This window comes from Streptomyces sp. NPDC091280, from assembly GCF_044768565.1.
GTDB lineage: Bacteria > Actinomycetota > Actinomycetes > Streptomycetales > Streptomycetaceae > Streptomyces.
The window spans coordinates 344,029-356,113 of the sequence record NZ_JBIVUZ010000006.1; the positions used below are offsets into that span (position 1 = coordinate 344,029).

General features: G+C 72.4%; 13 protein-coding genes. 6 read left to right on the forward strand and 7 right to left on the reverse strand.

What is annotated here, in order from left to right:
• Nucleotides 1-14: 14 nt before the first annotated feature.
• On the forward strand, nt 15-551 hold the full coding sequence (locus ACIQPR_RS20400) for a PadR family transcriptional regulator (RefSeq protein WP_403650225.1): 537 nt from the start codon (nt 15-17) through the stop codon (nt 549-551).
• 78 nt (nt 552-629) lie between these two features.
• Here ACIQPR_RS20400 and ACIQPR_RS20405 read toward each other — a convergent pair whose 3' ends face one another.
• Together ACIQPR_RS20405 and ACIQPR_RS20410 are read right to left on the reverse strand one after the other, a co-directional pair.
• Complete coding sequence (locus tag ACIQPR_RS20405) at nt 630-1,175, reverse strand: hypothetical protein (protein WP_403650228.1); 546 nt, start codon at nt 1,173-1,175, stop codon at nt 630-632.
• A 268-nt stretch (nt 1,176-1,443) separates the two neighbouring features.
• Complete coding sequence (locus ACIQPR_RS20410; protein WP_403650231.1) at nt 1,444-2,445, reverse strand: fibronectin type III domain-containing protein; 1,002 nt, start codon at nt 2,443-2,445, stop codon at nt 1,444-1,446.
• A gap of 392 nt (nt 2,446-2,837) precedes the next feature.
• Here ACIQPR_RS20410 and ACIQPR_RS20415 point away from each other — a divergent pair, with 392 nt between their 5' ends.
• Entirely contained in the window at nt 2,838-3,614 is a 777-nt protein-coding gene (locus ACIQPR_RS20415) for a glycoside hydrolase family 75 protein (protein WP_403650234.1), read from the forward strand.
• 18 nt (nt 3,615-3,632) lie between these two features.
• Here the strand turns inward: ACIQPR_RS20415 and ACIQPR_RS20420 are convergent, their stop codons facing one another.
• On the reverse strand, nt 3,633-4,406 hold the full coding sequence (locus tag ACIQPR_RS20420) for an SDR family NAD(P)-dependent oxidoreductase (protein WP_403650237.1): 774 nt from the start codon (nt 4,404-4,406) through the stop codon (nt 3,633-3,635).
• A gap of 146 nt (nt 4,407-4,552) precedes the next feature.
• Here ACIQPR_RS20420 and ACIQPR_RS20425 point away from each other — a divergent pair, with 146 nt between their 5' ends.
• Nucleotides 4,553-5,191 carry a TetR/AcrR family transcriptional regulator gene (locus ACIQPR_RS20425; RefSeq protein WP_403650240.1) on the forward strand — a complete coding sequence of 213 codons (639 nt, stop codon included), beginning with the start codon at nt 4,553-4,555 and terminating at the stop codon, nt 5,189-5,191.
• A gap of 220 nt (nt 5,192-5,411) precedes the next feature.
• Here ACIQPR_RS20425 and ACIQPR_RS20430 read toward each other — a convergent pair whose 3' ends face one another.
• From ACIQPR_RS20430 to dhaK, 3 genes are read right to left on the reverse strand one after another with little or no spacing between them, the layout of a single operon-like run.
• Nucleotides 5,412-5,822 carry a PTS-dependent dihydroxyacetone kinase phosphotransferase subunit DhaM gene (locus tag ACIQPR_RS20430; RefSeq protein ID WP_403650243.1) on the reverse strand — a complete coding sequence of 137 codons (411 nt, stop codon included), beginning with the start codon at nt 5,820-5,822 and terminating at the stop codon, nt 5,412-5,414.
• Nucleotides 5,815-6,468 (reverse strand): dihydroxyacetone kinase subunit DhaL, encoded by a 654-nt coding sequence (dhaL, locus tag ACIQPR_RS20435; protein ID WP_403650246.1) that lies wholly within the window; start codon nt 6,466-6,468, stop codon nt 5,815-5,817. The genes ACIQPR_RS20430 and dhaL overlap by 8 nt, the downstream gene beginning before the upstream one ends.
• A gap of 46 nt (nt 6,469-6,514) precedes the next feature.
• Entirely contained in the window at nt 6,515-7,507 is a 993-nt protein-coding gene (gene dhaK, locus ACIQPR_RS20440) for a dihydroxyacetone kinase subunit DhaK (RefSeq protein ID WP_403650249.1), read from the reverse strand.
• A gap of 399 nt (nt 7,508-7,906) precedes the next feature.
• Here dhaK and ACIQPR_RS20445 point away from each other — a divergent pair, with 399 nt between their 5' ends.
• Nucleotides 7,907-8,749 carry a PhzF family phenazine biosynthesis protein gene (locus ACIQPR_RS20445; RefSeq protein ID WP_403650252.1) on the forward strand — a complete coding sequence of 281 codons (843 nt, stop codon included), beginning with the start codon at nt 7,907-7,909 and terminating at the stop codon, nt 8,747-8,749.
• A gap of 18 nt (nt 8,750-8,767) precedes the next feature.
• On the opposite strand, the gene ACIQPR_RS20450 is transcribed toward ACIQPR_RS20445, so the two are convergent.
• The gene (locus ACIQPR_RS20450; RefSeq protein ID WP_403650255.1) at nt 8,768-9,211 is read right to left on the reverse strand and encodes an Lrp/AsnC family transcriptional regulator; all 444 of its coding nucleotides are present in this window, start codon (nt 9,209-9,211) and stop codon (nt 8,768-8,770) included.
• Nucleotides 9,212-9,363: 152 nt separating this feature from the next.
• Here ACIQPR_RS20450 and ACIQPR_RS20455 point away from each other — a divergent pair, with 152 nt between their 5' ends.
• Both ACIQPR_RS20455 and ACIQPR_RS20460 read left to right on the forward strand, forming a co-directional pair.
• Nucleotides 9,364-10,548, forward strand: coding sequence for a trans-sulfuration enzyme family protein (locus tag ACIQPR_RS20455; protein WP_403650257.1), 1,185 nt, complete (start codon nt 9,364-9,366; stop codon nt 10,546-10,548).
• 190 nt (nt 10,549-10,738) lie between these two features.
• Nucleotides 10,739-12,049 (forward strand): amino acid permease, encoded by a 1,311-nt coding sequence (locus tag ACIQPR_RS20460; protein ID WP_403650633.1) that lies wholly within the window; start codon nt 10,739-10,741, stop codon nt 12,047-12,049.
• Nucleotides 12,050-12,085: the final 36 nt, after the last annotated feature.

The following is a 12,085-nucleotide window of genomic DNA, read 5'->3' on the forward strand; positions in this document are numbered from 1 at the left end:
CCTAGGATGACCCCATGTCACTCCCGCACGCGATCCTCACCGCCCTCCTGGAGAAGCCGTCCTCGGGGCTTGAGCTGACCCGGCGCTTCGACAAGTCGATCGGCTACTTCTGGTCCGCCACGCACCAGCAGATCTATCGCGAGCTGGGAAAACTGGAGGCCGAGGGCCAGATCCGGGCGCTCACGCCCGAGCAGCCGGCCCGTGGCCAGAAGAAGAGCTACGAGGTCCTGCCGGCGGGCCGGGCCGAACTGGCCCGCTGGACCGCCGCCGCCCAGGACCCCAAGCCGCTGCGCGACACCACGCTGCTGCGGCTGCGCGCGGCGGCGGTGGTCGGCACCGACGGCATCGAGGCCGACCTGCGCCGCCATCTCGACCTGCACCGGCGGCAGTTGGCGGAGTACGAGGCGATCGAGAAGCACGACTTCCCGCCGGACCGGGACAGCCCCCAGGACCGGCTGCGGCACCTCGTGCTGCGCGCGGGCATCGACCTGGAGACCTTCTGGACGCGCTGGCTCACCCACGCGATCGAGGAGTTCGCCGAGCTGCCGTAGGACAGGGTCGATGGGCCGCCCGACGACAGGGCGGCCCCTCGGCCATGGGGACGGGAACAGGGACAGAGAGGGGGACGGTCAGAGTCGGTAGGGCTTCGCGCGTCTGCGCAGGAACCAGGCGGTCGCGATGACACCGGTTCCCACCAGGCCCGCGCCGACTCCCAGGGTGAGCGGGCCGTAGTCCTTCGTGGCCCCGCCGAGCCCGCCCATGACCCCGCGCGAGGGCGTGGCCGTGGCGGTGGCCCTGGGGGTCGCGGCGGCGGAGACGATCAGGGACTGGGTGCCCGCGGGGGTGCTGGAGTTCTGGCACATGACGATGACGGTGTAGGTGCCCGGTGTGACGTTCGTCCAGGCCGTGGACTGGCTGACGGTGGTGCCCGCCAGGGTCGCCTTCCGCCCCTCGGCGAAGCTCGCCTGGCTGCTGGTCAGCAGTGAGCCGGTGCCCCAGACTCCGGTGGTGCGGTTCTGGGAGCACGCGCTGGTCGTGACCGAGACGGTGGTCCCGGTCGTGCTCACGGAGATCCCCGAGGCCGCGCCGGCCGGAACGGCGGTCAGGGCGAGGGGAAGAGCGGCGGCGGCTGTCACGGTCAGGCCGGAGCGGAGTAGGAGCTGAGAAGTGCGCATGGGACTGCCCTCCAACGGCACGGTTGGCGGAACATCCCTTGCGCCGCCGGGATCGGGAAACGGCCGTGCTGCCTCCAGGGAAGCCAACGCGTCCCGGGCGCGTCCCGCACCCGGACGGCGACCGGGCAGGTGACGGATTCCTTCGTCCGGCTCAGGGGGGCGGGGCGCAGCGGTTCCCGGGCCGGCAGGCGTCCGCGTGGCCGGGGCGGGGGGTGATCACCGGCCTCGCGGACATCCCGGCGGTTCGAGGCGATGACGGCGGGAACCCTCAGGGCGCGGCCTCGCCGGTCGTCACCGTCCGCTCCGCCGAGAACCCGCCCCACGTACCGTCCGGCAGCCGTGCCCGCAGCCGCACCCGATGGCTCTCCCCGGCCGTCCGGCCCGCGTAGAAGCTGTACGTCGCCCGGTCGCGCGGGGCGGTCCCGCCCCAGACCAGAGAGGTGGCCGGCCGCCCGTCGAGGTCGATCTGATACTCCGTGACCACGCCGTCCGTGCGCGGCGGCACCCAGGACAGGTCGATGTAGTAGGCGCCGTCGTCGCCCCGGTGCGTGCTCGCGCCGAAGCCGGTGGGGGCGGTGCCCCGCCCGTCGTCACCGCCCGGCGCCGTGGTGAGCCGGACGGCCGCACTTGCGGGCGAGAGGTTGTCGGCGGCGTCCCGGGCCCGCACGGTGAAGGAGTAGCGCGTGCCCGGCCGCAGCCCCGTGACCACGGTCGCCGTCTGCGCGCCGCCCACACTGTGGATCTTCGCCCCGCCCTGGTAGACGTCGTACGACACCACGCCCCGGTCGTCCGTCGAGCCGCCCCAGGAGAGCTGGACCGCCCGGCTGCCGACGACCCGGCCCCGCGGGGCGCTCGGGCGGGTGGGCGCCGAGCGGTCCGCCGCGACCGCGACCGGGGTCCGGGCCCGCACCTCCCGGCTGCTCGGTCCCAGGCGGCCTGCGGTGTCCCGGGCCCGCACGGTGAAGGCGTACACGGTCGCGGACTTGAGCCCGGTGACGTCCACCATGTGCTCGGAACCCGGCACTTCGTCGACCTTCGTGGTGCCCCGGTATATCTCGTAGACGCGGATGCCCGGGTCAGCCGTCACCGCGTCCCACATCACGTGCACGGTGGTCGCGCTCCCCGCCGCGGCCGTGACGCCGACCGGGGCACCCGGCGCGTGACCGTCTCCGTCCCCGCCGCCGTCCGCACCGCAGGCGGTGAGCAGCAGGAGCGCGGCACAGGCGCCGGCGGCACGGGGGAGAGCGGGAATGACCCGGACGCGTCGCACGATTCTGCCTCCCCGGTCCGGCACGGGCATCACACGAGCTGAAAGGTCCGGACCAATATGACGCGGGTGGGGCAATCGCATCAAGAGGGGCGCCGCTGAAGATCGGTCGCGAAGGTTACGTATGCTGAACACCTCACGGCTGAACTCACCCCTGTGAGTGGGGAGTTCATGCCGGTGGCGCGGACCGCTGTCGTCGCTGATCCCGCGCCGGCGCGGGCGGTCGGGCGGCCGGAGCCGACACGGCTCGGGCCCCCGGCCCCCGTCGGGAGTGCCTCGGACCCCCCGTAATTCGGGGGCGTGCACCGTCCGGCCCCCTATCAGTGGCCGTGCGATCGGACCGGTACCAGGGTGGACTGAGTGTCCGTCAGATCCCCCAGGAGAGGGTCCTCATCGTGCGTGTCCAGACGCTGACGCTGGTCGCGGCCGGCGCCGCCCTGCTCGCCCCGACCACGCTGCCCGCCGCCGGAGCGACCGAACCCGTCCGTCCCCTGGCGGGTCCCGCGGCGCCGCGGGGCGAGGGCGATGTCGCGGCGGCCGACCTGCTGGCCAAGGTGCGTGACTGCGCCCCCGTCTCGCGCGGCCGGTACCGCACCGACGACGGGGCGCCCGCGACGATCCCCGTCTGCGGCACCAAGGAGGCCGTCTACTGGAAGGCCGACATGGACATCGACTGCGACGGACAGGCCGGCGCCCGCTGCAACGCGCGCACCGACCCGCTCTTCTCGGCGATGACCGCCTACCAGCAGTCCGACGGCCGCTATCTCGACGCCGAGCGGCTCCCGTACATCGTGGTCCCCGCCGCCAGCGCCCGTTGGAACCACCGGGACCACCGGATCGGCGGCGGCTCGGTCGCCGCCGTCGTCTACCGGGACCGGGTGCAGTACGCCGTCGTGGGGGACGTCGGCCCGCACGACATCATCGGCGAGGCGTCGTACGCCACGGCCAAGGGCCTCGGCATCCGCGCCGATCCGCGCGGCGGCGGTACGGATGCCGGGGTCACCTACATCGTGTTCAAGGACTCCCGGGTGAAGCCCATCGAGGACCACGCCGCCGCCGTGGAGACCGGGCGGCGGCTGGCGCGGCAACTCGTGGCGGGAACGGCCGCCGGAACGACGCCGACGCCGCCGGCGACACCGGGGGCGGGGGCGGGGGTGAGGTCGGGGTCGTAGGGCGGCGGTCGACGGGGGTCAGACCGCCGACCAGCCGTCGTCGACCGGCAGGATCACGCCGTTGATGTTGCTCGCCGCGTCCGAGGCGAGGAACACGATCGCGGCGGCCTGCTCCTCGGGGCCGGCCACGCGACCGACGTTGACGAAGTGCGGGCCGAGAGCGGCGGGCCCGAGGGCCTCGGGGTCGGCGTCCACGGAGATGTTGGTCGCGGTACCGCCCGGGGCGATGGCGTTGGCGCGGATGCCCTGCTTGCGGTACATCACCGCGAGGTTCTTGGTCAGACCGACGACCCCGTGCTTGGAGGCCGTGTAGGCGGCGCCCGCCGCGCTGCCCCGTAGGCCCGCCTCCGAGGCGGTGTTCACGATCGCGCCCCGGCCCGCCGCCAGCATGTGCGGCAGCACGGCCCGGGTGAGCAGGAACGGCGCGGTCAGATTGACCCGGATGACCCGCTCCCACTCCGCGTCGGCCACGTCCGCCAGGGCCGACATGCGGTCCATGATCCCCGCGTTGTTCACCAGGACGTCGACCCCGCCGAACCTCTCCACGGTGGTCGCCGTCACCTCGTCGACGACCGCCTGCTCGCTCAGGTCGCCCGTGACCGCGAGCGCGGTGCCGCCCGCCTGCTCGATCTCCTTGACGACCGCCTCGGCGCCGTCGGCGTTCAGATCGGCCACCACGACCTTGGCGCCCTGCGCGGCGAAGGCCAGGGCGGTGGCGCGCCCGATGCCCGAACCCGCTCCGGTGACGATGACGCTGCGTCCGTCGAGTCCACTGGTGATGAGGTTGGTCATGAGGTGCTCCTGTTCGTGGTGCGAGGGCTCCGCGCCCGTTGTGCCCTCACCATACGACTTAATGTCTGCGAGTGACATAAATTGGTGGGCGGATCATGGTGCAGAATCCCCGGAGGTCACCGCACGACCCCAGCCGGAGGGAACTGATGACCGCATCCAGCGGACGCACGGGACGGCCCCCGCTCACCGAGGCGCGCAAGGCCGAGATCCGGCTGGAGATCGCCCGGGCCGCGGTCGAACTGTTCGTCGCCCAGGGCGTCACGGCGACCACCGGCGAACAGATCGGACAGGCGGTCGGCGTCTCGGCGCGTACCGTGTGGCGCTACTTCCCGAGCAAGGAGAGCTGCGTACGACCGCTGTTCTCGGCCGGCATCGACGTGATCGCCGCCCGGCTGCGGGAGTGGCCGCCCGGCCTCCCCCTGGAGGACCTCCTCGGCCCGGACCTCACCACCGGCCTCCTCGCCGCGACCGGCCCCGACGGCGCCACCGGCAGCGCACTGGTACGCCTCACCCGCACCGAACCGGGCCTGCGCGCGATCTGGCTCCAGACCTACGACGAGGCCGAACCGGCGTTCGCCCGCGCCCTGGCCGAGCGCGCCGGCCTGCCCGCCGACGACCTGCGCCCCCTGATCCAGGCGGCGATGCTCAACGCGGCACTGCGCGCGGCGGTCGAACGCTTCGCGTGGAGCCCCGCCGAGACCGCGCCGGACGCGACGGCGGGCGACGCCGAGGCGGCGAGGACGCTGCGCTCGGCGCTGGCCATCGCGGCGGAGGGCGTGTCGTAGCGCACGGGACGGAGGCGGCCCGGGCATGGAGGCGGCTCGGGGATGGAGATGGCCCGGGGACGGAGGCGGTACGGGGGCGGAGGCGGCCCGGACTGATCCGGGTGTGCCTGGACCGGCTGGGAGTGTGCGGATCGGTCGGCTGTCCCCGGATCAGGCGGGTGTGCTCCGAGCGGCCGGGTGTCCTGGGATCTGGTGGGTGTGCTCCGAGCGGCCGGGTGTCTCACACCTTCCGGTACGTGTACGCCTCCACGGCCGCAGCCTCCACCGCGTCGAGGTCCGCTCCGGTCGAGGCCGTGACGACCGCCGCCACCGCGCCCTCGACGAACGGGGCGTCCACCAGGCGGGTGTTGGGCGGGAGTTCGTCGCCCTCGGCGAGCAGGGCCTTCACGGTGAGCACGGCGCTGCCCAGATCGGTGAGGACGGCGACTCCGGCGCCGCGGTCCACGGACGCGGCGGCGGCGGCGATCAGTTCGGAACTGGTGCCGAGCCCGCCGCCCTCGGTGCCACCGGCCCCGACCAGCGGCACGGCCGCGCCCGCGCCGGCCAGTCCGCGCGCCAACTCGGCCACGGAAGCCGCGACTTGGGCACTGTGCGACACCAGCACGATCCCCACGAGCCGCTCGTCACTCACCGCCGGGCTCCTCGTTCTTTGCGGTTTCCCCGGTTTCCCCGGTTTCCCCGGTGTCCTCGGCTTCCTGGAGCGCGGCGATCAGCAGCGCGGACGAGGTCGCGCCCGGATCCTGGTGCCCGATGCTCCGCTCCCCGAGATAGCTCGCCCGGCCCTTGTGGGCCTGGAGCGGAGTGGTCGCCGCGGCGCCCTCCTCGGCGGCGGCGCGCGCGGCGGCGAAACCGTCCGGGAGCGCGTCGACCGCCGGGACCAGTGCGTCGATCATGGTCTTGTCGCCGGGTGCGGCCCCGCCGAGCGTCATCACCGCGTCGACTCCCACGCGCAGCGCCGCCGCGAACTCCTCCTCGCTCACCTCGGCGGCGTCCCCGAGCGCCTTGCCGGTACGGCGCAGCAGCGTGCCGTAGAGCGGCCCCGAGGCGCCGCCGACGGTGGAGATGAGCTGCCGCCCGGCGAGGGTGAGGACGGCACCCGGGGTGGCCGGCGCCTCCTTCTCCAGGGTGGCCGTGACGGCGGTGAACCCGCGCTGGAGGTTCGCGCCGTGGTCGGCGTCGCCGATGGGGGAGTCGAGGTCGGTCAGGTGTCCCGCCTCGCGGGCCACCGAGGCGGCGGTCGCCGTCAACCAACGGCGGAAGAAGTCGGCGTCGAGCACTGGATCTCCTTGCGTGGTGGGTGAGTTGGCCGGCCGCGCTGCCGTGTCACACGCCCCAGCGCAGTCCCGGCGTCTTCACCGGCGCGTCCCACAGCCGCAGCAGTTCCTCGTCGAGCTGGCAGAGCGTGACCGAGGCGCCCGCCATGTCGAGGGACGTGACGTAGTTGCCCACCAGTGTGCGGGCGACGGTGACCCCGCGCTCGGCGAGCACCCGGTGCACCTCGGCGTTGAAGCCGTACAGCTCCAGCAGCGGGGTCGCGCCCATGCCGTTGACGAGGACCAGCACCGGGTTGCGCGCCGGCATGTCCTCCAGGATGGCGTTCACGGCGAAGTCCGCGATCTCGCCCGAGGTCATCATCGCCCGCCGCTCCCGGCCCGGCTCGCCGTGGATGCCGACGCCCAACTCCAGCTCGCCCGGCGGCAGATCGAAGGTGGGGCTGCCCTTGGCGGGCGTGGTGCAGGCGCTGAGCGCGACGCCGAAGCTGCGCGAGTTCTCGTTGACCTGCTCGGCTATCGCCGTCACCCGCTCCAAGGGCTGCCCCTCGGCCGCGGCGGCCCCGGCGATCTTCTCGACGAACAGGGTGGCGCCGGTACCGCGCCGCCCGGCGGTGTAGAGGCTGTCGGTGACGGCGACGTCGTCGTTGACCAGCACCTTGGCGGTCCGGATGCCCTCGTCCTCGGCCAGCTCGGCCGCCATGTCGAAGTTGAGGACGTCACCCGTGTAGTTCTTCACGATGAACAGCACCCCGGCCCCGCTGTCCACGGCGGCGGCGGCACGCACCATCTGATCCGGCACGGGCGAGGTGAACACCTCACCGGGACAGGCCGCCGACAGCATCCCCGGACCCACGAACCCCCCGTGCAACGGCTCGTGCCCCGACCCACCACCGGAGACCAGCGCGACCTGCCCCGCCACGGGGGCGTCCCGCCGTACGACCACCCGGTTCTCGATGTCCACCGTCAACTCGGGGTGAGCGGCTGCCATGCCCCGCAGCGCGTCCGTCACCACGGTCTCCGCGACGTTGATCAGCATCTTCATGGGTACCTCCTGGCGAGACTGGTAGATATGTCCCTGACCTGTGCTTTTGCTGATCAGAGAGAGGGGGCTCATCGGTGATCGGTCCGGGCGGTCCGTGGGGGTCCATGGCGGTCGGAAGCGGGTTCTGGCGGGGGTGGCTGGGACGTTCCTGCGACAAGTATCGACCTTGCGGCAGTGAAGGTCACGGGCTCGGACGAGTGTGGGCCTTCACCCCGCCCACCGCCCGGGCGACGCCCTGTGCGACCTCAACCCCACGCACACCTTCGTCGGCGGCCTCCTGGCGATCCCGACCGGGACGCGGTAATCAGTCCACTCGGCCGTGACTGGCCCTGTCACGGTGACGTGGGCAGCCGTTGAGATGGCCCCAGTGACGGCCTCTGCTGAAAGGTGTTCATGACCATGTCGCGCACCCGGGAGTTCATGCAGGTCGACGTGTTCTCCACGACCCCCTACTCCGGCAACCCGGTCGCGGTCGTCCTGGACGGGACGGACCTCAGCGATGAGCAGATGCGGCAGCTGGCGCGCTGGACGAATCTGTCCGAGACCACGTTCGTCCTGCCCCCGACGGTCCCCGAGGCGGACTACCGGCTGCGGATCTTCACGCCCGGCGGCGAGTTGCCGTTCGCCGGGCACCCCACCCTCGGCTCCGCCCGCGCCTGGCTGGACGGCGGCGGTACCCCGCGTCATGCCGGGCACCTCGTGCAGGAGTGCGCGGCCGGCCTGGTCACCGTGCGCCGCGGCGAGGACGCCTTGTCCTTCGCCGCCCCGCCCCGCATCCGTACCGGCGCACTCGACGAGGACTACCTCAAGCGGATCGTGGCCGCGTTCGGCATCACGCGGGAGCGGGTCGTGGCTCATCAGTGGGTCGACAACGGTCCCGGCTGGGCCGTGCTCCAGCTGGCCACCGCCGAGGAGGTCCTCGCCCTCGAACCCGACCTGGCCCTGATCCCGGACGCGATGGTCGGCGCGATCGGCGCCCGGCCCCAGGGATCCGAGTACGCCTTCGAGCTGCGTACGTTCGCCCCGGGCGCCGGCGTGCCCGAGGATCCCGCGTGCGGCAGCATGAACGCCGCCGTGGGACAGTGGCTCATCTCCACCGGCGCCGCACCTGCCCACTACCGGGTCTCCCAGGGCGCGAGAGTGGGACGCGCCGCGAGGATCGAGGTCGGCGCCGATGCGGACGGCACGGTCTGGGTCAGCGGCGCCGCCGTCATCCGTGTCCGCGGCACCATCACCCTGTGACCGGCTAGGCCACGACCGTCAACTGGGGCCGGCGGAGAGCGTCTTCATGGTGACGTAGCTGGTCACCGTGGCCACAGCGGGCAGGGCGGCCAGCTGGTTGGCGTGGAAGTCCTCGTAGGCGGGCAGGTCGGCGACCTCGACCTGGAGCAGGTAGTCGAAGTTGCCGGTGATGTGGTGGCAGGCGACCACCTCGGACAGCCCAGTGATCCCGCGCTCGAACGCGATCACGTCCGCGCGGGTGTGCCGCATCAGCCGTACCCCGGCGAACACCCGCAGACTGCGACCGACCGCCGCCGGATCGATCAGCGCCCGGTAACCGCGGATGATCCCGGCCTCCTCCAACTGCCGCACGCGCCGCAGGCAGGGGGACGGCGACAGCCCGACCCGGGCGGCGAGCTCGTTGTTGCTGATCCGGCCGTTGTCTTCGAGCACGGCGAGAATCGCCCGGTCCACCTCATCCATGACGGCAGATTATTGCGCCAGGCGATCGAGTACCACAATCCTGAGCCCACGGTGGGCGCAATTTACTGCCGAAGTTGCCGGGATCAGGACATTTCCTGGCGTTGGTCGCTCACGCTTCATGGCGTCACCTCAACGGTCCACGGAGGGCAGCCATGCCGGGCAAGAGCACCATCACCGTCCACGCCGATCGCGGGATCCATCCCACCCGTGCCGTGGCACCGCCCATCTACCAGACGGCGACGTTCTGGGCCGAGGACGGCGAGACGTTCGCCCGCGGCGCCGTCGAACCGCGCGGCAAGGACTTCTACACCCGCTTCGGCAACCCCAACCACGCCCAGGTCGCGGCTGTCGTCGCGGAGCTGGAGGGGACCGAGGCGGCCCTGGTCACCGCGTCCGGGATGGCCGCGCTCACCACCGCCGTCCTCGCCCTGGTCTCCGCCGGCGACCATGTGATCGGGCAGAGGTCCACCTACGGCGGCACCGGCTCGGTACTGATGAACCTGCTCCCGCGCCTCGGTGTGTCCACCACCCAGGTCGACCAGACCGACCCCGAAGCATTCGCCAAGGCCCTGACCCCCCAGACCCGTCTGATCCTGGTCGAGACGCCCAGCAACCCCCTGCTCCAGATCACCGACCTGCGGGCCGTCGCCGACCTGGCCCGCGCGCACGACGTGCTGACCATGGCGGACAACACCTTCGCCACCCCGCTCAACCAGCGCCCGGCGGAGTACGGCATCGACCTGGTCTGGCACAGCGCGACCAAGTACCTCAACGGCCACTCCGACGTCTCCGCCGGAGTGATCGCCGGATCCGCCGAACTCCTCGACCGGATCTGGGACGTCGGCCTCCTCACCGGCGCCACCCTCGGCCCTGTCGACGCCTGGCTGCTGCTGCGCGGCATGCGCACCCTGCCCCTGCGCGTGCCCCGCCACAACGCCAACGGCCAGGCCCTCGCCGAGGCGCTGAGCAGGCATCCCGCCGTGGCCGAGGTGCACTACCCCGGCCTGCCGTCCCACCCGCAGCACAAGCTGGCGGCCGACCAGATGAGCGGCTTCGGCGGGGTGCTCGGCATCGAGTTCACCGGCGGCTTCGAGACGGCCGACGCGTTCCTCGGCAGGCTGCGCTACTCCCTGCGCTCGGCCAGCCTCGGCGGCGTTGAGTCCCTGGCCGTGCACCCGGCGTCCATGTGGCGCGGGATGCTCAGCGAGGACCAGATCGCCGAGTCGGTTCCGCCGGGCCTGGTCCGGCTGGCCGCGGGCACCGAGGACACCGCCGACCTGGTCGCCGACGCACTGGCCGCCGCCGACGCCGTGCACACCGCCACAGCCACTGCCTGAACCACACCATCAGAGCCGGTTCCGGCCGTAAGCGGCCCTTGAGCCCAGCAGCTCGACGAAGAGGTGCATGTCCATGTCCCACCTGCACAACCGTCGCTCCGCCAACACCGCGTTCGCGGACACATCCGACGGCGACTCGCCCCGTACCGACACCTCGCTCGCCCACGGGCTCAAGCAGCGCCATCTGTCGATGATCGCCCTCGGCGGTGTCATCGGCGCGGGCCTGTTCGTCGGCTCCGGCGCGGGTATCGCGGCGGCCGGACCGTCGATCGTCCTCGCCTACGCACTGTCCGGCGTGCTCGTCATGCTGGTGATGCGCATGCTCGGCGAGATGTCGGCGGCCGACCCGGCCTCCGGATCGTTCTCGGTGCACGCCGAGCGGGCCATCGGCCCCTGGGCCGGCTTCACCGCCGGCTGGATGTTCTGGACCCTGCTGTGCGTGGGCGTCGGCGCCGAGGCGATCGGCGCCGCGGGCATCATGACCGGCTGGTTCCCCGGCACGCCCTCCTGGATGTGGGTCCTGCTGTTCATGACCGCGTTCTGCGCCACGAACCTCGCGGCGGTCCGCAACTTCGGCGAGTTCGAGTTCTGGTTCGCCGCGCTGAAGGTCGGCGCGATCTCCCTCTTCCTGATCCTCGGCGGCCTCGCGATCTTCGGCGTGCTGCCCGGCACCCACGCCCCGGGCACAACGAACCTCACCGGGGACGGCGGCTTCCTGCCCCACGGTACGAACGGCCTGGTCATCGGCCTGCTCACCTCGGTCTTCGCCTACGGCGGCCTGGAGACGGTGACCATCGCCGCCGCCGAGTCAGAGAACCCGGTCCGCGGCGTCGCCACAGCCGTACGCACCGCGATGTGGCGGATCGCCGTCTTCTACGTCGGCTCCATGCTGGTCATCGTCACGCTGATCCCGTGGAGCGACCCCGCCGTCACCACCAGCGGCCCGTACGTGGCGGCCCTCGACCACCTCGACATCCCCGCAGCCGGCCAGGTCATGAACGTGATCGTCCTAGTCGCCCTGCTGTCGGCGATGAACGCCAACATCTACGGCTCCTCCCGCATGGCGTACTCCCTGACCGCCCGCGGACACGGCCCGAAATCCCTCGGCACGGTCTCCGGCGGAGTCCCGAGGCGCGCGGTGATCGCCTCCTCCGCCTTCGGCTTCGCGGCGGTGCTGCTCAGCTACTGGTGGCCGCAGACGGTCTTCGCCTGGCTGCTCAACATGGTCGGCGTGGCCGTGCTGGTGGTGTGGGGCTTCATCGCCGCCGCCCAACTGCGGACGCGCCGCCGGCTGGAACGGGAGGCACCCGAGAAGCTGATCGTGAAGATGTGGGCCTTTCCGGCCCTGACGTGGGTGGCACTGGCCGGAGTGCTGGCGGTCCTGGCCCTCATGGCCCGCCAGGACGACACCCGCGTGCAGCTGTACTTCACCGGCGGCCTGGCCCTGACGCTCGCCCTCATCGGCCACCTACGGCAGAAAACCCAAGCCGTCCGCGCCTGACCGGCGTCCGGCTGCGCGCGATCGCGACGGCCGCCA